The sequence below is a fragment of the Microbacterium sp. ZKA21 genome, assembly GCF_050434165.1.
Lineage (GTDB): Bacteria > Actinomycetota > Actinomycetes > Actinomycetales > Microbacteriaceae > Microbacterium.
The window spans coordinates 427165-445464 of sequence record NZ_JBNPVV010000002.1 but is presented as its reverse complement, the minus strand read 5'-3'; the positions used below and the strand labels follow the sequence as shown (position 1 = coordinate 445464).

Genomic DNA, 18300 nt, shown 5'->3' with positions numbered 1-18300 from the left:
CCATGATGGAGGGGTGAGCGATGTGCTCGAGCGATTCACCCCCGCGACCCAGGACTGGTTCCGCGGGGCTTTCGCCGCGCCCACGGCCGCGCAGGCCGGCGCGTGGGATGCGATCTCCGCGGGCAAGCACGCCCTTGTCGTCGCGCCCACCGGATCCGGCAAGACCCTGTCCGCGTTCCTCTGGGCGATCGACAGCATCTTCCGCGAGCGGACGGCTGGGCCCTCCGCGGATGCCGACGACGACGCACCGCGCACGCGGGTGCTCTACATCTCACCGCTGAAGGCGCTCGGCGTCGACGTCGAACGCAACCTCCGCTCGCCGCTGGTCGGCATCGGTCAGTCCGCGCGGCGGCTCGGCATCCCTGCGCCCTCCGTCACCGTCGGCGTGCGTTCGGGCGACACGACCTCGAGCGATCGCCGCAAGCTGGTGTCGAATCCCCCCGACATCCTCATCACCACCCCCGAGTCGCTCTACCTCATGCTGACCAGCCGCGCCGGGGAGACCCTGCGCGGCGTGCACACCGTGATCATCGACGAGGTGCACGCGGTCGCCGCGACCAAGCGCGGAGCCCACCTGGCGGTGAGCCTCGAGCGTCTGGACGCCCTCCGCCGCGCCCGCGGTGCCGAATCACCGGCGCAGCGCATCGGGCTGTCGGCGACCGTGCGGCCGATCGACGAGGTCGCCCGCTTCCTCGGCGGCTCGGAGCCGGTCGAGATCGTCGCACCGCGCGCCACGAAGACGTTCGAACTCGGTGTCGTCGTCCCGATCCCGGACATGACGAACCCGCCGGCACCGCCGGGAGCGCCGGACCCGCTGGCACCGGACGACGCCGAATACACCGAGGTCACCGGTTCGGTCTGGCCGCATGTCGAAGAGGCGATCGTCGACCGGATCCTGCAGAACAACTCCACGATCGTGTTCTCGAACTCGCGTCGCCTGGCCGAACGGCTCACCGGCAGGCTCAACGAGATCTACGCCGAGCGCATCGGCGACAGCCCGCCGCCCGCTCCGGCGCGGCGGGTGCCCGCGGCGATGCCCGCTCAGGGCGGCACGACATCCGGCGCCGATCCGGTGCTCGCGAAGGCCCACCACGGGTCGGTCTCGAAAGAGCAGCGGGCCCAGGTCGAGGAAGAGCTGAAGTCCGGCATCCTGCGGTGCGTCGTCGCGACCAGCAGCCTCGAGCTCGGCATCGACATGGGCGCCGTCGATCTCGTGATCCAGGTCGAGGCCCCGCCGTCCGCGGCATCCGGTCTGCAGCGCGTCGGACGCGCGGGTCACCAGGTCGGCGAGATCAGCCGTGCGGCGATGTTCCCCAAGCACCGCGGCGATGTGCTGCACACCGCGATCGTGACCGAGCGGATGCTGGCGGGCAAGATCGAGGCGATCTCGGTGCCGCGCAATCCGCTGGACATCCTCGCGCAGCAGACGGTCGCCGCGTGCGCGATCGATCCGATCGGCGTCGAGGACTGGTTCGAGACGGTGCGCCGGTCCGCGCCGTTCCAATCGCTGCCGCGCTCGGCGTACGAAGCGACACTCGACCTGCTGGCCGGGCGCTTCCCGTCCGACGAGTTCGCCGAGCTGCGCCCTCGCCTCGTCTGGGATCGGGATGCCGGGACGCTGACCGGCCGCCCCGGCGCGCAGCGCATCGCCGTCACCAGCGGGGGGACGATCCCCGACCGCGGCCTGTTCGGCGTCTTCGTCGCCGGCGAGACGACCGGCGCCAGAGTCGGCGAACTCGACGAGGAGATGGTCTACGAGTCGCGGGTCGGCGACGTGTTCACGCTGGGCACCACGAGCTGGCGCATCGCCGAGATCACGCACGACCGCGTCAACGTCATCCCCGCGTACGGCCAGCCGGGGCGGGTGCCGTTCTGGCACGGCGACGGCATCGGGCGCCCGTTCGAGCTCGGCGAGGCCCTGGGCGCGTTCTCGCGCGAAGTGTCGTCCGCCGAGCCGGCGAAGGCGGCGCAGCGCCTCATCGACGCCGGCCTCGACGCGATGGCGCGCGACAACCTCATGGCGCACCTGACCGAGCAGCGCGAGGCCACCGGGACGCTGCCCACCGACCGCACGCTGACCGTCGAACGCGGACACGACGAGGTCGGCGACTGGCGCATCATCCTGCATTCCCCATACGGCATGAAGGTCCACGCGCCGTGGGCGCTGGCCATCAACGCGCGCGTCCGCGAACGCCTCGGCGTCGAGGGCTCTGCGGTCGCGAGCGACGACGGCATCATCGTCCGGATCCCGGATGCCGAGAGCGAGCCGCCAGGCGCCGACCTGTTCGTGTTCGACCCGGACGAGCTCGAACAGCTCGTCACCGAAGAGGTCGGCGGGTCGGCGCTGTTCGCGTCGCGCTTCCGCGAGTGCGCGGCTCGGGCCCTGCTCATGCCGCGCACGAATCCGAATCGCCGCTCGCCGCTGTGGCAGCAGCGGCAGCGCAGCGCCCAGCTGCTCGAAGTCGCCCGGCGCCATCCCACCTTCCCCGTGATTCTCGAGACGCTGCGCGAAGTGCTGCAGGACGTCTACGACCTGCCCTCGCTGCGCAGGCTCGCGACGTCGATCGCGGATCGCCGCGTGCGCCTCGTCGAGACCGAGCCGGCCCAGCCGTCGCCGTACGCGCGCGATCTGCTCTTCGGCTACGTCGGCGCTTTCATGTACGAGGGCGACTCCCCTCTCGCTGAAAGACGCGCGGCGGCGCTCTCGGTGGACCCTGCACTGCTGGGCGAACTGCTCGGCACGGTCGAGATGCGGGAGCTGCTCGACCCCGAGGTCATCGCCCAGTTCGAACGCGAGGCGCAGCGGCTGGATCCCGATCGCCGAGCCCGCGGCCTCGAGGGCGTCGCCGACCTGCTCCGGATGCTCGGTCCGATGGATGCCGTCGAGATCGCCGAGCGGCTCGCGAACGATCGTTCGTCGAGCGAGGACGGCGCAGCCGGTCGAGCCGAAGCGCCTGTGCAGCGCGACACGGCCGCAGCCCACCTCGACGCCCTCGTCGCCGCACGACGGGCGATCTCCGTCACGATCGGCGGCGTCCCCCGCCTCGCGGCGATCGAGGACGCCGCGCGCCTGCGCGATGCTCTCGGCGCAGCGCTGCCCACCGGCATCCCGGTCGCCTTCCTCGAACCGGTCGCCGACCCGCTCGGCGACCTCATCGCGCGGCATGCGCGCACGCACGGACCGTTCACGACGGATGCCGTGGCGACCCGGTTCGGCATCGGCACGGCCGTGGCGCGGCACACCCTGCAGCGTCTGGAGAGCGCGGGACGCATCAGCAGCGGGTACTTCCTGTCCGCTGCAGAGGCCGCCGCGGATGCGGGACCGGAATGGTGCGACACCGAAGTGCTGCGTCGGCTGAGGATGCGGTCGCTCGCCGCCATCCGCGGCAGCGTCGAGCCGGTGGAACCGGCGGCCTTCGCGCGCTTCCTGCCGGACTGGCAGCATCTCTCCCGGCCGGTCGAGGGGCTGGACGGCGTGCTCAGCGTGATCGAGCAGCTCGCCGGCGTGCCGATCCCGGCGAGCGCGTGGGAGTCGCTCGTCCTGCCGTCTCGGGTGCGCGACTACTCCCCCGCGCTGCTGGACGAACTCACCGCGAACGGCGAGGTCATCTGGTCGGGGCACGGCACGCTGCCCGGGCGCGACGGCTGGGTGTCGCTGCATCCGGTCGATCTCGCGCCGTTCACGCTCCCCGAACCCGATGAGACCGAGATCGCGGACGACTCGCTCGAGGCACGGCTGCTGGGCGCTCTCGGCGCGGGCGGCGCGTCGTTCGCCACGCACCTGCGGGACCGCGTCGGCGCCGAGAACGAGCAGTCGGTGCTCGACGCGCTGTGGGCGCTGACCTGGTCGGGCCGGGTGACGAACGACACGTTCGCGCCCGTCCGTCAGCTGCTCGCGGGTGGATCGCAGGCGCACAAGGCCGTGCGGCGCGCGCCCCGCGCCCGCACCTACCGCGGGGTGTCGTTCACGGGCGCCGTCGCCCGTCCGACCATCACGGGCGGCCGCTGGTCGCTGCTGCCCGCCGGCGAGACGGATGCCGCTCGGCGGGCGACCGTGACCGCGGGGCTGCTCCTGGACCGCTACGGCGTCGTCACGCGCGGCTCGGCGCAGTCCGAGGGCGTCCCCGGCGGCTTCGCGCAGGTGTACCGCGTGCTGGCCGGATTCGAAGAGGCCGGTCATTGCCGGCGCGGGTACGTCATCGAGAAGCTCGGGGCCACGCAGTTCGCGGCATCCACCACGGTCGACCGACTGCGCACCTTCGCCGGCCTCGCGGACCCGCCCCCGCGTCATGCGATGACCCTCGCCGCAACCGACCCGGCCAATCCGTACGGGGCCACGCTGCCGTGGCCGCGGCGCGAGGGCGTGACGCACCGTCCAGGCCGCAAGGCGGGCGGCCTCGTGGTGCTCGTGGACGGCGCCCTCGTGCTGTACCTGGAGCGCGGTGGACGCACGGTGCTGGCCTTCGGCGATGACGACGAGGCGCTGCGGGCCGCGGCTTCCGATCTCGCGGCGACGTCCCGCGCGCGACGGCTGGAGACCCTCACGGTCGAGAAGATCAACGGCGAGCCGGTCTACGGCACGGCGTTCGCGATCGCGCTGCAGGAGGCGGGATTCGTCGCGACGCCCCGCGGCTACACACTGCGCAAGGCGGTCTGACGGCAGCAGCGCCGGTGCGCAACGCCCGGGGCGCAGCGCGTCCGCCCCTCCCTCTACGCTGGAGGCATGCTGCGGGAGTTCGGAATCGGCGTCGGAATGCTCGTCACAGGCTTCCGGTTCTGGACTGTGCGCCCGAAGCTCATGGCACTCGGCCTGATCCCCGCCGTCATCGCGTTCCTCGTCCTCGCCGCCGCGCTCGTCCCGTTCGGCTTCAGCCTCGGCCTGCTCACCGACTGGGCGACACCATTCGCCGACGAGTGGGTCAGTCCGTGGCGCGAGGTCTTGCGCGTGAGTCTCGGCGTCGTGATGTTCATCGCCGCGCTCGCACTCGCCGGCGCCGTTTTCACCGCGCTCACGCTGACGATCGGCGACCCGTTCTACCAGCGGATCTGGCGCGGCGTCGAACGCTCGATGGGCGGCGAACCCACCGGCGACACCGGGTTCTGGACAACGGTCGGCGAAGGCATCCGGCTGATCGCGCTCGGCCTTCTTGTGGCACTGCTGACCCTGGCGATCGGGTTCATCCCGGTCATCGGCGGCTTCGTCGCCGGAGCGACCGGCATCGTGCTCACCGGACGTCTGCTCGCCCGCGAACTCACCGGCCGCGCCTTCGACGCGCGGGGCCTCACGAGCTATTCGCGTTCCGAGGTGCTGCGCATCAGCCGTGCACGCGTGCTCGGATTCGGCGTGGCGACCCAGCTGTGCTTCATGATTCCGCTCGGCGCGATCATCACCATGCCGGCGGCCGTCGCCGGATCGACTGCCCTCGCGCGTTCCCTGGTCGAGCGCGCCCCGCGGCCGGCGGCCGGTCTCGCCCCGACCGCAACCGCGAGCTCCGCTCCTGGACCGACGTCAGCGTCCGCCCCGTCGATGCCGGCCCTTTCGGTGCCCCCGAGTCCCGCCTCGCCTCCGCATCTGCCACCACCGACCGGCTCGTCAAGGCAGGCCCCGCCAGCACCGTCGACGCCGCCGAGCCCCGCCTCGCCTCCGCCGACCGCCTTCCCGAGCCCCGATGCCTGAAGGCGACACGGTCTTCCGCACCGCGCGGCGCCTGCACGAGGCGCTCGCGGGGCAGAACGTGACGCGTTTCGACCTGCGCGTTCCCCGTGCAGCCACCGCCGATCTCACCGGCGAGACCATCCACGGCTGCGTCGCTCGCGGCAAGCACCTGCTCCTGCGCATCGGCGACGACACCCTGCATTCCCATCTGAGGATGGACGGCGCATGGCATCTCTACCTTCCGGGGGAACGATGGCGGCACCCGGCGTTCCGCGTACGCGCGATCGTCGGCACAGCTCGCCGCGACGCCGTCGGCGTCGACCTCGCCGAGGTCGCCCTCATCCGCACGCGCGACGAGGATCAGATCGTCGGGCATCTCGGTCCCGATCCGCTGAGCCCGCAGTGGGATGCCGCGGAGGCCGCCGCGCGGCTGAACGCCGATCCCCGCAGCATCCACGTTGCGCTGCTCGACCAGCGCAACGTCGCCGGCTTCGGGAACGAGTACGCCGCTGAACTGCTGTTCCTGCGCGGAATCCTGCCGACGACGCCGGCCGCGGACGTCGATGCCGGCGCGCTCGTCGCCCTCGGCGCCAGGACCATCCAGGCCAACCGCGACCGGCCGGATCGCACCTTCACCGGGGTCGCTCGACGCGGTCAGACCGACTGGGTGTACGGGCGCGCCGGACAGCCGTGCCGACGCTGCGGGACGCTCATCCTCCGTGGCGAACTGGGTGCCGATCCCACGCGCGAACGCGTCACGTTCTGGTGCCCGAACTGTCAGCGATGACCCGTCGACGAGCGCAGGGACCCAACATCCCGATCCGGGAATGAATTCGCCGGTCTGCTGGTTGTCAATATATCCGGGAGTCTCCGGACTGGGAGGAAAAGTGGGCAAGAACTACATCGATATCGAGGACGACCAGGGCGCGACGCTGCGGTATCGCAAGCACGCCAACGGCCGCGGCCTCGTCGCGCACGGCGCGAAGGTGCACCCGATGGCTGTCATCGAGGCCGGCGCCTATATCGAACCGGGTGCGCGCATCGCCGCCGGCGCGAAGATCGCCCGTGGCGCGTGGGTGGAGCCGGATGCCGTGATCGGCGAGAACGCATCGATCGACGCGCATGCGCACATCGGCCAGGGTGCCGCCGTCGGCGCGGGGGCGCACATCGGCGTCCGCACCGAGGTCGGAGCGGGCGCGCGCATCGTCCGCGGATCGCGCATCGGCGACGATGAGATCGTCGCCGCCGGCCTCACGATCGCCACCGACCGCAAGGGGCTCTGGCTGGCCGCCTGATCCCGCGAGCGCCCGGCGAGCCGTGGCCGCGGGGCTGCCGATCGCGGCGAGAAACCACTCCCGCCGCGAGAAACCACTCGTGACGTGGTTTCTCACGCGCCGAGTGGTTTCTCGCGTCCCCCGCCCTGCCACGCATCTCCCCCGACAGTGCAGATCACGCAAACCACCGAGCGAGGGTCCGCGGTCTGGGCGAGTAGCCTGAGGGACGTGGCGAAAGCGGGAGGCAGCGGACGGAGCGGGCGCGCAGGCGGCGGACGACGCTCCGCCAGCAAGGGCACGCCCGTCCGCACCGGCAAGGGCGGCCGCACGCCCACGTCCGGCAAGGCGCAGTCAGCCAAGGCGCAGCCCGGCAAGGCGCAGCCGTCCAAAGCACAGTCCGGCAAGGCGCAGCCGTCCAAAGCACAATCCGGCAAGACGCAGTCCGGCAAGGCGCAGTCAACCAAGGGTGCCTCGCGACCGTCCACCGCCGCTTCGGTCGGATCCGGTGCGAACGCCCAGCCCGAAGGCGCGCCTTCGGCCGCGCAGCGCGGCGCCACGGCATCCGATCAGCGCACCTTCCGTCTCGGCGCCATCCCCGGCGCGACTCCCGGCAAATGGATCGATGCCTGGAAGCAGCGGATGCCGCACATCCCCCTCGAACTCGTCCCGCTGCTGGTCTCCGGCCAGCGCGCGGCGCTGGCCGATCTGGATGCCGCGCTGATCCGTCTGCCGATCGAGGATGCCGACCTGCATGTGATACCGCTCTACGACGAGGTGGCGGTCGTGGTGGCATCCGCCGAATCGCATCTCCTCGCGGCCGACGAGCTCGAGACCGCCGACCTGGCAGGCGAAGTGCTGCTGGCCTCCGACGAGGACGTCCTGGAGCTCGATCTTCCGGACACGACGGCATCCGCATTCGGCGCCGTTCCGACGACAGCAGACCTCGTCGCCACCGTCGCTACCGGCGTGGGGATCGCCATCGTCCCGATGTCACTCGCACGCCTGCACCACCGCAAGGATGTCGAGTTCCGCGTGCTGAGCGATGGTCCTCGGTCGACCGTCGCGTTCGCCTGGCCGCGCGAGCGCACGACAGACGATGTCGAGACGTTCGTCGGGATCATCCGCGGTCGCACGACGAACTCCTCGCGCTGATGCGTCACCGTCCGTCATCCGCCTCGTCCACGCGCTGCGCGACTGGTTAGAATCACCGGATGGCCTCGCTTCTCTACATCAGCGTGCGCCCCGAGCTGGCCGCGGCGGATGCGGAGCACGCGTCCTTCCGCCGCGGACTCGGCGTCGACGAGCTCGACAGGCTCGACCTGATGACCACCCCGTTGGATGCCGCGGCACTCGACGCCCATCGCGGCATCGTCATCGGCGGCTCCCCCCTGAATGTCACCGAACCGACACCGTCCGCGCTGCAGCGACGCGTCGAGTCCGACCTGGAGCGCATCGCCGGCGTCGCGATCGACGGACGCATCGCCGCCCTGTTCACCTGCTACGGCATCGGCGTGGTGACGCGGATGCTGGGCGGCACCGTGACGCTGGAGCATCCCGAATCCACCGCGGCCGTGCGGATCCGCGCGACCGCGGCCGCTGCCGACGACCCGGTCTTCGGTCCGAGCGGACCCGAGCTGACGGTGTTCACCGCGCACAAGGAGTCCGCCGCCGCCACCCCGCCGACCGCCGAGCTGCTCGCGATCGGCGAGGCCTGCCCTGTGCAGGCGTACCGCGTCGGCACGCACCTGTACGCGACGCAGTTCCATCCGGAGCCGAGCCCGGCCGACTTCGCCGAGCGCATGACGTTCTACCGCACCAAGGGATACTTCGACGCGAACGCGTTCGACGCCGTGCAGCAGCGCGTGCTCGCCTCCACCGTCACCGAGGGCGAGGCGCTGCTGTCCCGTTTCGCCACGACCTTCGCCTGAAAAGTCCGCTGGCCGGTCCGCCCGCCCGTCAGCCCGTCAGCCCGTGAGACTTGCGTTGCGGGGCGACGCTTGTCCGCCCCGGCCAAGTCTCACGTCGCAACGCAAGTCTCGCGGATCAGGCCGGTCGCCGCGCCGGCCGTCACCCGGTCAGCAGCGCGATCCGCTCGCGCAGGTATGCGTCCAGCGGCATGTACCCACCGGCGCTCGACCACCGCACGTGCGGGACGCCGTCGAGCATCGCGAGCGGACCGGACGCTCCGCCGGCATCCACGGCATCCGCATCGATCACGCTCCACCCGACGTGGGCGACCTCTCCCTCGCCGAACCCGCCGCGCAGCGCCCACTCCCGGCGCACCGCACGCTCACGCGCGGACTCGGCCGTGTACCCGCGCCGACCCGCATCCGCGGCACGCAGCACCTCGGCGGTGGCCAGCACGGCATCGTCCGTCAGCAGCAGGACGCCCACATGCCAGGCCTCGCCGATGCGGACGATCCGGTCACCGCGGAAGCGCGAGTGCCGTTCCTCGCCGAGCCCCTCCTTGGCCACGCCGACGAGCTGTCGGCGGGCATCCTGCAGGAGAGCTGCGGTCGACATCACAGCTCGCCGACCGGCTTGCCCCTGCCCGCCTCGGCGAGCTTGGCGCTGTCGCCGCGCAGCGACATCGCGATGAGCGGATACAGCAGCACCGACAGCATCCCTGCTCCGACGAGCGCCGCAGCGATGCCCGAGTCGAGCATGTCCTGCTCCACGCCGATCGCCGTCACCGCGACGATGATCGGGAGCCCCGTCGCGGACATCAGCGCGAGCGCCGACCGCTCTCGCATGCTCGCCCCCGGCTCCGCCGAGAACTGCGCGGCCGCGCCGCGGAACAGCAGCAGCGCGATCAGGAACACCGGCACCAGCGTCATGGCCTGAGGCGACGCGAGCAGCGCATCGAGGTCGTACGTGAGGCCGGTGTAGATGAAGAAGATCGGCACCAGGAAGCCGAAGGCGATCGCCTCGATCTTGCTCTCGATCTCCTCGGCATCCTCCTTCGGCGCCCGTGCCATGATGATGCGCCACACGGCGCCGGCGACGAACGCGCCGAGCAGCATGTCGAGATCGAGGACGACACTCAGGGCGACGAGCGATGCGATGAGCAGCAGCACGAACCGGATGCCGAACTGATCCGACGTGTGCAGCGTCGCCCGCAGGAAGGCGTGCAGGCGTCCATGCGGCGTCCGCTGCGCGAACAGCACCACGGCGCCGGCGAGCACCACGAAGGTGAGCAGCACCGCGGTCGCGACCCACGTCGTCCGCGTGCTGAGGAAGACCGAGATGGCGATCAGCGGCAGGAACTCGCCGACCGCTCCGATCGCGGTCACCGTGCGGCCGAAGGGCGTGCCGAGTTCACCGGCATCGCGCAGGATCGGCATCAGCGTGCCGAGGGCGGTCGAACTCAGGGCGATTCCGATCACGACCATCCCCTCGCCCGGGGCGAAGAAGAAGCCCAGGCCGATGCCGAGCGCGACGCTCAGGACCCAGCCCAGCGATGCCCGCACGAGCGGCTTGCCCGCGAGCCGGCGGAAGTCGATCTCGGAGCCGGCGATGAAGAACAGCAGTGCCAGCCCGAACTCGCTGAGCTTGTCGAGCAGCTCGCTGGTCTCGACCCAGCCCAGCAGCGACGGACCGATCAGGATGCCGAGCACGAGCTCGAACACGATGACGGGAACGCGCAGCACCGGTCGCACGCCCTTCGCGAGCAGGGGCGCCAGCACGGCCATCAGGGGGACGAGGACGAGTCCTGCTTCGCTCGGGTTCACGCCTGTCAGATTATCGGCCCCGACGTCGGCGGGCGGGCCGATTCCGCGCGAGCGCCTTCCGATTCGTCACCACCGCCGCACACGGGGCAGAATCGACCCAGACCCTGCAAGGAGCACCCATGTCCCAGCCCGACACCGCCCGTCTGCTCATCGCGTGCGACGACCAGCCCGGAATCGTCGCCGCCGTCGCCGGTGTGCTGGCCGAGCACGGCGCGAACATCATCTCGCTGGATCAGCACTCCACGGATTCCGAGGGCGGGCGGTTCTTCCAGCGCACCGTGATCCATCTGCCCGGGCTCTCGGCCGCGCGCCCCGCGCTCGAGGCCTCCGTCCAGCGGGTCGCCGACCGCTTCGGCATGGAGTGGTCGCTGCACGACGTCTCGCGCCGCAAGCGGGTCGCGATCTTCGTGTCGAAGTACGACCACTGCCTCATGGAACTGCTCTGGCGCGCGCAGCGCGGCCAGCTCGACATCGACATCACGATGGTCATCTCCAACCACCCCGACCTCGCCGAATCGGTGCGCAGCTTCGGCGTGCCGTTCGTGCACATCCCGTCAGGGGACAAGCAGTCCATGGAGCAGCGCCAGCTCGACCTGCTGCAGGGCAACGTCGACCTCGTCGTCCTCGCCCGGTACATGCAGATCCTCACCGACACGTTCATCGAGCAGCTCGGCGTCCCGGTGATCAACATCCACCACTCGTTCCTGCCGGCGTTCATCGGGGCGAACCCGTACGCCAGGGCCAAGGAGCGCGGGGTGAAGCTCATCGGCGCCACCGCGCACTACGCCACCGCGGATCTCGACGAGGGTCCGATCATCGAGCAGGACGTCACCCGCGTCACGCATTCCGAATCCGCCGCCGAGCTACAGAGCCGCGGCGCCGATGTCGAGCGCCTCGTCCTCGCCCGCGCCGTGCAGTGGCACGCGGAAGACCGCGTGATCGTGCACGGACGGTCGACCGTCATCCTGTAGGGCTGGTCGACGCCCGGCGCGTGTGCCGGATCACGGACGGCTCACCGCGGCATCCGCGTGTCGGCCGTCCGCGCGGAGCCGACGCGCCGTGAGCATCCGGAATTCCGCACGCGAGCCGGGCCGTCAGCTCCCCGGTACCCCCGCCACGAGCTCCTCGAACAGGGCGGATGCCGTGTCCCACCGCGCCAGCGGCGCCGACTGCCCGAGCCAGAGCGACTGCAGCTCGCCGAGGTTCTGCTCACCCGCGGCGGTGCGGAACCGTCCGGTGAGCCAGTTCTGCATCGGGAACGGTGCAATGCTCCCGCTCGCCTCGATCGCCCGCACGGCCCGGTTGCGGGCGCCGCGCGCCAGGCGCCCGCTCATCGCGCGAGTGAGCACGCTGGCGTCGGCCGATGTCGCACGGATGGCCGCCCGATGCGCTTCGTTGGCCGCCGACTCCGCGGTCGCCAGGAACGCTGTGCCGACCTGAGCCGCCGAGGCGCCCAGAGCGAAGGCTGCGGCCACACCGCGTCGATCCGCGATGCCGCCGGCGGCGATCACCGGGATGCCCACGGCATCCACCACCTGCGGAACCAGCGCGAACGCACCGACCAGGGATTCCTCCGGCTCCCGCAGGAACGACACCCGGTGCCCCGCCGCTTCCATGCCCGTCGCGACGATGGCGTCCACTCCGCCCGCCTCGAGAGCCAGCGCCTCGGCCACGGTCGTGGCCGTCCCGACCACGCGGATGCCGCGGGCGCGCGCTTCGGAGATCATCGCCTCCGACGGAACGCCGTAGACCACGCTGAGCACGGCGGGAGCGGCATCCCAGATCGCGTCGAGCTGCTCCTCGAGCGACGGCAGGTAGCGCTCCGGTGGCGCAGGGACATCGACGCCGACCGCCTCGTAGAACGGCTCCAGCGCCTGCGCGAAGACGGCGTGCTGCGGGCCCGGCTCGACCTCGTCGCCCAACGGCAGCCAGATGTTGAACGCGAACGGATGCTCGGTCGCGGCGCGGAGTTCGGCCGCCGTCCGCCGGATCCGCTCGCCGTCGTACCCGTACAGCCCGTACGATCCCAGTCCGCCCGCTTCGCTGACCGCCGCGGTCAGTTCGATCGAGGACAGCCCTCCGAACGCGCCGAGCACGATCGGATGCCGGATGCCGAGAAGTTCTGCGAGATCGGTCATGATTCGAGGCTACGCCCGCCGCCGCTCCGCTCGGTCGCTGTCAACCCCCTCTCGCCCCGCGACGGCATCCGCTTACCGTCGGACCAGGAGATCAGCCGCCGGACCAGGAGGTCACCATGAGCACGCAACCGCACACGCCCACCACGACGCACGACGCCTGGGGTGCCGGCGATCCGCACCTGCGCATCACCCGTGACGACGACCGCCTCGTCTACCACCTGCAGGGCGACGTCGTGCAGATCGGATCGGCCGCGGGCAGCGACCTCGTCCTCGCCGGTGCCGACCCTGTGCACGCGACCATCACGCACGACGAACGCGACGAGTACGTGCTGACGCTGCACGGAGAGGGTGAGACGAGCGCCGCGTCCCAGGACGCTACCGGCGAGCGCACCCAGATCCTGCGCACCGGAGCGAGTTTCACGATCGGCGAGTGGCAGCTGGTGTTCAGGCGCGAGGAGTCCGCGGACCATGGCCGCCCGTACGGCGGACGCCAGGGCGGGGAGCTGTCCGATCAGGACCTGCAACCGCCTCGCCCCGACTACTCGGAGGATGCCGCCGCACCGCGCTCCGGCACGGATGCCGCTGCGAAGGATCCGACGACCGCCAACGCCTCCGGGCAGGGCGGTTCGGCGGAGGGCGCCGTGCGGTCGTCCACGACCGCACGGCTGTCCGGCGACAAGCAGGGTGCGACTGCGCCGGATGAGGACGGCGCTTCCAACGAGCCCTGGAGCTGACCCCGCGGCCGACGCCCACCCGTGAGGAGTACCCTCGATGTCATGACCGCGACGATCGAGCAGCTGATGGCGTTCGTGCTGTCCGTGCTCGGGCTCGTGGCGATGCCGGACATGGCCGCCCTGGGGCTGGCCGTCGCGGTCCTCGCCGTCGCGGCACTCGTCGTCGCCGTCGCGATCAGCGCGCCCGCCGTCGGCAAGGACTCGCCCCCGCATCCGCTGCGCGGCATCGATGCGTCTGCTCTGCTCTCGCAAAGCGATCCGGATGCCGCCGGTCACCCTCGTCCGCGAGCGCCGGGAGTCGTGCGCGCCGTGTGACCCGTCCGTTCGTTTCGGGACACGGCATCCGCCGACCCTCCCGACTCATCGAACGGACCCCATGGACATCTTCGCCTTCCCGCCCCTCGCCGCGCTCCTGGACGCCGCCTACGGCGCACTCGCGGGCCTCGCCACCTTCTTCGAACCCGCGGCCGGTGCCGCCGCCCTCGCTGTCGTCGTCGTCACACTCATCATCCGGACGCTGCTCATCCCGGTCGGCATCTCCCAGGCCAGGGCCGAACAGACCAGGGCGCGCCTGGCCCCACGACTGCGCGCGCTCCAGAAGCGCCACGGAAAGAACCCCGAACGACTGCAGCTCGAGACCCTGCAGCTCTACCGCGACGAGAACACCTCGCCGTTCGCCGGTTTCCTCCCCGTGCTGCTGCAGGCGCCCGTCGTCGGTCTCCTGTACACGCTGTTCCTGCGTGCCGAGATCGCCGGTCACCCGAACGACCTGCTCGCGCACGACCTGTTCGGGGCGCCGTTGGGCACGAGCCTGGTGCACATGCTGACCGCTGGTCCCTTCTCGCTCCAGACGTTCGCGGTCTTCGGCGGGCTCCTGGCCATCATGGCGGTCACCACCGAGATCACCCGACGCGTGTTCCGACCGACGCCCGTCGACGACTCGCCGATGTCCTCCCCTGGCATGCTGCGGATGATGAGCGCCCTGCACTACGCCACCGTGGTGTTCGCCCTGTTCGTCCCGCTGGCGGCCGCGCTGTATCTGACGGTCACGGTGATCTGGACGCTGATCCAGCGCATCATCCTGCGCCGCCGGTATCCGCTGCCGGTGTGATTGCTAGCCGGGCCGGATGCCGTGGTCAACCCTGTTGAGCACGGCATCCGACATGCGGATCCTGAACGCATGCCGGACCGTACCGCTCGACGATCGCCCCTCCCGCGCTCCGCTGCCGTCGCCGCGAGCGGCGCCCTGGTGCTGGCTCTGAGCGGATGCCTGGGCACGATGCCCGTCGACCCGGACGGAACACTCGAGTCCGTGACCGATGGGACGCTGCGGATCGGTCTGAGTGCGGAACCGGACCTCGCCGAACTCGGAAGCGGACCCGGTGATCCCCCGGACGGGCCGCTGATCGAGCTCGCGAACGACTACGCGGACTCCATCGACGCGCGCATCTCGTGGACACCGGCCGGCGAGGAGACGCTCGTCGGCCTGCTCGAGGACGGCGCCATCGACATCGCCATCGGCGGGTTCAGCGCCGAGACGCCCTGGTCCGAACGGGTGGGGACGACGCGCGGTTACTCCGATCTTCCGGACCTGAAGGGGCGCACCGTCGTGTGGCTCGTGCCGGCCGGCGAGAACGCGCTGCTGTCCGACATCGAGCTCTTCCTGGATGGGAAGGCCGGATGATGATCCGCACCGAGCGGCACCGATTCGGACGGACGGATCTGCCGCGCGAGCAGCGTCGGGCGCTGGATTCCGCGATCCGGTGGGAGTGGTTCACGATCGCCTACACGACCGCGACGATCATCGTGGTGGCGTTCGTGGTGGGCGGATCGCAATCGATGCGCACGGCGTGGATCGAGGACATGCTGTCACTGCTGCCCCAGATCGCCTTCCTCGTCGCGCTGCTCCTGGTCCGGCGCCGGCCGAGCATCGACCATCCGTACGGCCGTCACCGCGCGATGGGTGTCGGCCACGTCGTCGCCGGTGTCGCCCTCGCGACTGTGGGTCTGAACCTCGCCTTCGAAGCCGTCAGCGGGCTCGTCACGCAGGATCATCCGACGATCGGCACGGTGCAGCTGTTCGGGCAGACGATCTGGCTGGGCTGGCTCATGGTGGGGGTGATGAGCGTCATCGTGATCGGGCCGGTCTTCTTCTACGGGCCCGCCAAGGCGCGACTCGCGCCGCTCCTGCACAACAAGCTCCTGCACGCGGACGCCGATATGGCGAAAGCGGACTGGCAGACGAACGCCGCCTCGATCGTCGGGGTCCTGGGCATCGGACTCGGAGTGTGGTGGCTCGATGGAGCAGCCGCCCTGTTCATCTCGATCGGCATCGTGCGCGACGGCGTGCGCAACACCCGCTCCGCCGTGCGCGACCTCATGGACCAGCGGGCGCGGACGTATGACGACAGGACGCCGCACCCCCTCGCCGCCGAGGTCGTGCGGTACCTCCGCGGGCTGCCGTGGGTCGCAGACGCGGCCGTCCGCATGCGTGACGAGGGACAGGTGTTCCACATCGAGGCCTTCGTGCGGCCGTACCGCACACGGGTGTCGCTGCCGAAGGTGCGCCGCGCCTCTGAGGGCATCGCAGCCCTGGACTGGAAGGTTCAGGATGTGGTCGTCATTCCGGTCGAGCAACTGCCCGACGAGGCCGACCGCGGTGCGGATGCCTCAACGGGCATGGCCCGCTGAGGCATCCGGGGCCACGCCTCCGGCTCCTACCCTCCGGGCGGGAAGTGCGGGATCTCGAAGGGGCGCGTCGAACGATCCTCGGCTGCGGCGGCCACCGCGGCATCCAGTTCGGCGAGGAGTTCGTCCAGATCCCGGTAGCGCGAACGGTGCGGACACGGGCTGCGCAGCCAGAGCACCTCGATCGCGCCGAGCTCGCTCTTCTCGGCGTAGGCGACGAGCCGCGCGGCATCCGAGTGCCCACGGGTGGCGTCGCAGATGCGCCAACCCGTACGACCGAGCGGGATGATCTCCCACGAGGGGGTCGCTGCTGACGGAGGGTCGGTCGGGGTCACGATGCTCACAGCGCCTTCCCTCCGGTCACGGCGAGAACCGCACCCGACGTGTACGACGACTCGGTCGACGCGAGGTACACGTAGGCACCGGCGAGTTCCGCCGGCTGTCCGGCGCGCCCGAGTGGAGTATCAGAGCCGAAGTGCGACACCTTCTCCTCGTCCCACCCTGTGGAGGGGATCAGCGGGGTCCAGATCGGCCCGGGGGCGACGGCGTTGACCCGGATGCCGCGGGTGCCCGCCTCCTGCGCCAGAGCCTTCACGAAGGCCACCTGCGCCGCCTTCGTCATCGCGTAGTCGATGAGACCGGGCGAGGGCTCGGCCGCCTGGATCGACGCCGTCACGATGATCGATGCACCGGCCTCCATCGACGGGTACGCGGCGCGTGCGGAGTACATCAGGCCCGCGAGGTTCGTGTCGAACACGCGGCGCATGTCCTCGGTCCTCAGGTTCGCGAAGCCGCCCACGTCGTGCTGGTACGCGGCGTTGAGCACGAGCACATCGAGGCCTCCGAGTGCCCGACGGGCCTCGATCACGGCATCCGTGGCGAACTGCTCCTCACGGACGTCGCCGGCGAGACTCAGCCCCTTGCGTCCCGCGTTGCGGACGAGGCCCAGGGTGTCGTCGGCATCCTCCTGCTCCTCGGGCATGTGCACGATCGCGACGTCTGCTCCCTCGCGGGCGAAGGCGATCGCGACCGCGCGTCCGATGCCGGAGTCGCCACCCGTGATGAGAGCGCGTCGTCCCGCCAGTCGGCCGTGCCCGACGTAGCTCTGCTCGCCGTGATCGGGGGTGGGCCTGGTCTCGTCGGTCTGACCCGGCTGCTCGTCCTGCGTCTGCGGAGGGAACGGCCCGTCGGTGTGCGCATAGCGGGGGTCTTCTGCGGTGTCTGTCATGTCATCCTCGCTGTGGGGAAACGGAAGGAAGGTCGTGACCGACCCTCCTTCATGCCGCGCGGGAGAACCAGGGGGTTGACACTGAGCGCGCGGTCATCCTCCGCGTGCGTGGGCGCTCGCGCGCTATCTGTCAACGGGGCTGACCGGCCGATGCGCCTGCGGCACGGTGGACTGCACCGATCGAAGGAGGAAGCCATGTCAGGCACGCGAGCCATTCCCGAAGACGAACTGCCGTTCCCGCCGGAGCGGGTCGAACAACGGGATGCCGACAACATCGATCCGGCGGATGCCGAGGCCGAACCGGAAACCGTCGACGGCCCTGCGGACGTGGACGAGCAGCCCGAGACCCAGGGCGACGAGCCGCTCGAGGCCGACCTCGGCGAGGACGGCCAGGGTGACCTGTCCCCCGAGGACGAGCCGGACGTCCTGGCGGAGGACGCGAGCCGCTCGGACGCCGAACCCGCCGATCTCCGCGATGAGGCGCCATGAGCGGCGTGGGAGACCAGGGCCTGCGCCCTGCGCATGTCGAGCCGCAGCCGCCGGACGACGAGCAGGTCGAGGCCGAAGAATCGGCCAGGAAGGGACCACGCGGACGACGGCCGAACGAGCCGCCGATCGAGCCAGGAGTCGGCCGCTCACCGGGTCAGGAGCGGCGCGCTCCCGAGCCCACCCGTCGCAGCCCGCGGAAGCCGTAGCTCTCCGGATCCATCAGGTGCCCGTCCGTCGACTCGACGGGCGCATCGGACAGCAGGTCCGCCGTCGAAACCGACAGCCTCGGCATCCCTGACCGCCTGAAGCAGCGTCGCCGGAGCCACCTGCTCGTGCGACGCGTGAAAGCCGATGACGACCAT

At 70.9% G+C, this 18300-nt stretch carries 19 protein-coding genes; 13 read left to right on the top strand and 6 right to left on the bottom strand.

Going from position 1 to position 18300, the window contains the following annotated elements; translation table 11 throughout:
* Window positions 1-13: 13 nt before the first annotated feature.
* The 6 genes from M2317_RS06290 to M2317_RS06265 all read left to right on the top strand — a co-directional run bounded on the left by M2317_RS06290 (window position 14) and on the right by M2317_RS06265 (window position 8858).
* The gene (locus M2317_RS06290; protein ID WP_429458386.1) at window positions 14-4657 is read left to right on the top strand and encodes an ATP-dependent helicase; all 4644 of its coding nucleotides are present in this window, start codon (window positions 14-16) and stop codon (window positions 4655-4657) included.
* Window positions 4658-4723: 66 nt separating this feature from the next.
* The gene (locus M2317_RS06285) at window positions 4724-5677 is read left to right on the top strand and encodes an EI24 domain-containing protein (protein ID WP_429458385.1); all 954 of its coding nucleotides are present in this window, start codon (window positions 4724-4726) and stop codon (window positions 5675-5677) included.
* Window positions 5670-6443 carry a DNA-formamidopyrimidine glycosylase family protein gene (locus M2317_RS06280; protein ID WP_429458383.1) on the top strand — a complete coding sequence of 258 codons (774 nt, stop codon included), beginning with the start codon at window positions 5670-5672 and terminating at the stop codon, window positions 6441-6443. Before M2317_RS06285 ends, M2317_RS06280 begins: the two co-directional genes overlap by 8 nt.
* A gap of 100 nt (window positions 6444-6543) precedes the next feature.
* Window positions 6544-6951 carry a transferase gene (locus M2317_RS06275; RefSeq protein ID WP_429458381.1) on the top strand — a complete coding sequence of 136 codons (408 nt, stop codon included), beginning with the start codon at window positions 6544-6546 and terminating at the stop codon, window positions 6949-6951.
* Between the two features lie 207 nt (window positions 6952-7158).
* Window positions 7159-8082 carry a LysR substrate-binding domain-containing protein gene (locus M2317_RS06270; protein WP_429458379.1) on the top strand — a complete coding sequence of 308 codons (924 nt, stop codon included), beginning with the start codon at window positions 7159-7161 and terminating at the stop codon, window positions 8080-8082.
* A 59-nt stretch (window positions 8083-8141) separates the two neighbouring features.
* The gene (locus tag M2317_RS06265; RefSeq protein ID WP_429458378.1) at window positions 8142-8858 is read left to right on the top strand and encodes a glutamine amidotransferase-related protein; all 717 of its coding nucleotides are present in this window, start codon (window positions 8142-8144) and stop codon (window positions 8856-8858) included.
* Window positions 8859-8997: 139 nt separating this feature from the next.
* On the opposite strand, the gene M2317_RS06260 is transcribed toward M2317_RS06265, so the two are convergent.
* Window positions 8998-9453 (bottom strand): glutaminase, encoded by a 456-nt coding sequence (locus M2317_RS06260; RefSeq protein ID WP_429458376.1) that lies wholly within the window; start codon window positions 9451-9453, stop codon window positions 8998-9000.
* A complete protein-coding gene (locus tag M2317_RS06255) occupies window positions 9453-10661 on the bottom strand; it encodes a cation:proton antiporter (RefSeq protein ID WP_429458374.1) in 1209 nt (402 codons plus the stop codon). Before M2317_RS06255 ends, M2317_RS06260 begins: the two co-directional genes overlap by 1 nt.
* 119 nt (window positions 10662-10780) lie before the next feature.
* On the opposite strand from M2317_RS06255, the gene purU reads away from it, so the two are divergent.
* Window positions 10781-11632, top strand: a complete 852-nt coding sequence (purU, locus tag M2317_RS06250) for a formyltetrahydrofolate deformylase (RefSeq protein ID WP_429458373.1) — start codon at window positions 10781-10783, stop codon at window positions 11630-11632.
* Window positions 11633-11755: 123 nt separating this feature from the next.
* On the opposite strand, the gene M2317_RS06245 is transcribed toward purU, so the two are convergent.
* A complete protein-coding gene (locus M2317_RS06245; protein WP_429458371.1) occupies window positions 11756-12799 on the bottom strand; it encodes an NAD(P)H-dependent flavin oxidoreductase in 1044 nt (347 codons plus the stop codon).
* A gap of 116 nt (window positions 12800-12915) precedes the next feature.
* Between M2317_RS06245 and M2317_RS06240 the strand changes: the two genes are divergently transcribed.
* The 5 genes from M2317_RS06240 (at window position 12916) to M2317_RS06220 (ending at window position 16224) form a co-directional block, all read left to right on the top strand.
* Entirely contained in the window at window positions 12916-13533 is a 618-nt protein-coding gene (locus M2317_RS06240; protein WP_429458369.1) for an FHA domain-containing protein, read from the top strand.
* A 42-nt stretch (window positions 13534-13575) separates the two neighbouring features.
* A complete protein-coding gene (locus M2317_RS06235) occupies window positions 13576-13848 on the top strand; it encodes a DUF6412 domain-containing protein (RefSeq protein ID WP_429458367.1) in 273 nt (90 codons plus the stop codon).
* A gap of 61 nt (window positions 13849-13909) precedes the next feature.
* Complete coding sequence (locus tag M2317_RS06230; RefSeq protein WP_429458365.1) at window positions 13910-14644, top strand: YidC/Oxa1 family membrane protein insertase; 735 nt, start codon at window positions 13910-13912, stop codon at window positions 14642-14644.
* A 69-nt stretch (window positions 14645-14713) separates the two neighbouring features.
* Window positions 14714-15217 carry a hypothetical protein gene (locus M2317_RS06225; protein WP_429458363.1) on the top strand — a complete coding sequence of 168 codons (504 nt, stop codon included), beginning with the start codon at window positions 14714-14716 and terminating at the stop codon, window positions 15215-15217.
* A complete protein-coding gene (locus M2317_RS06220) occupies window positions 15214-16224 on the top strand; it encodes a cation diffusion facilitator family transporter (RefSeq protein WP_429458362.1) in 1011 nt (336 codons plus the stop codon). The genes M2317_RS06225 and M2317_RS06220 overlap by 4 nt, the downstream gene beginning before the upstream one ends.
* A gap of 26 nt (window positions 16225-16250) precedes the next feature.
* Here the strand turns inward: M2317_RS06220 and M2317_RS06215 are convergent, their stop codons facing one another.
* Both M2317_RS06215 and M2317_RS06210 read right to left on the bottom strand, forming a co-directional pair.
* The gene (locus tag M2317_RS06215; RefSeq protein WP_429458360.1) at window positions 16251-16565 is read right to left on the bottom strand and encodes a hypothetical protein; all 315 of its coding nucleotides are present in this window, start codon (window positions 16563-16565) and stop codon (window positions 16251-16253) included.
* Entirely contained in the window at window positions 16562-17449 is an 888-nt protein-coding gene (locus tag M2317_RS06210) for an SDR family oxidoreductase (protein ID WP_429458358.1), read from the bottom strand. The genes M2317_RS06215 and M2317_RS06210 overlap by 4 nt, the downstream gene beginning before the upstream one ends.
* 195 nt (window positions 17450-17644) lie before the next feature.
* Between M2317_RS06210 and M2317_RS06205 the strand changes: the two genes are divergently transcribed.
* Window positions 17645-17938 (top strand): hypothetical protein, encoded by a 294-nt coding sequence (locus M2317_RS06205; protein ID WP_429458356.1) that lies wholly within the window; start codon window positions 17645-17647, stop codon window positions 17936-17938.
* A gap of 154 nt (window positions 17939-18092) precedes the next feature.
* On the opposite strand, the gene M2317_RS06200 is transcribed toward M2317_RS06205, so the two are convergent.
* Window positions 18093-18230, bottom strand: a complete 138-nt coding sequence (locus M2317_RS06200) for a hypothetical protein (protein ID WP_429458355.1) — start codon at window positions 18228-18230, stop codon at window positions 18093-18095.
* Window positions 18231-18300 lie beyond the last annotated feature (70 nt).

Coding starts and splice junctions, on each gene's coding strand:
- M2317_RS06285 (WP_429458385.1), top strand. CDS start 4,724: ATGCTGCGGGAGTTCGGAATCGGCGTCGGAATGCTCGTCACAGGCTTC.
- M2317_RS06220 (WP_429458362.1), top strand. CDS start 15,214: ATGATGATCCGCACCGAGCGGCACCGATTCGGACGGACGGATCTGCCG.
- M2317_RS06245 (WP_429458371.1), bottom strand. CDS start 12,799: ATGACCGATCTCGCAGAACTTCTCGGCATCCGGCATCCGATCGTGCTC.
- M2317_RS06205 (WP_429458356.1), top strand. CDS start 17,645: ATGTCAGGCACGCGAGCCATTCCCGAAGACGAACTGCCGTTCCCGCCG.
- M2317_RS06210 (WP_429458358.1), bottom strand. CDS start 17,449: ATGACAGACACCGCAGAAGACCCCCGCTATGCGCACACCGACGGGCCG.
- M2317_RS06230 (WP_429458365.1), top strand. CDS start 13,910: ATGGACATCTTCGCCTTCCCGCCCCTCGCCGCGCTCCTGGACGCCGCC.
- M2317_RS06235 (WP_429458367.1), top strand. CDS start 13,576: ATGACCGCGACGATCGAGCAGCTGATGGCGTTCGTGCTGTCCGTGCTC.
- M2317_RS06260 (WP_429458376.1), bottom strand. CDS start 9,453: ATGTCGACCGCAGCTCTCCTGCAGGATGCCCGCCGACAGCTCGTCGGC.
- purU (WP_429458373.1), top strand. CDS start 10,781: ATGTCCCAGCCCGACACCGCCCGTCTGCTCATCGCGTGCGACGACCAG.
- M2317_RS06240 (WP_429458369.1), top strand. CDS start 12,916: ATGAGCACGCAACCGCACACGCCCACCACGACGCACGACGCCTGGGGT.
- M2317_RS06200 (WP_429458355.1), bottom strand. CDS start 18,230: ATGCCGAGGCTGTCGGTTTCGACGGCGGACCTGCTGTCCGATGCGCCC.
- M2317_RS06280 (WP_429458383.1), top strand. CDS start 5,670: ATGCCTGAAGGCGACACGGTCTTCCGCACCGCGCGGCGCCTGCACGAG.
- M2317_RS06225 (WP_429458363.1), top strand. CDS start 14,714: ATGCCGGACCGTACCGCTCGACGATCGCCCCTCCCGCGCTCCGCTGCC.
- M2317_RS06265 (WP_429458378.1), top strand. CDS start 8,142: ATGGCCTCGCTTCTCTACATCAGCGTGCGCCCCGAGCTGGCCGCGGCG.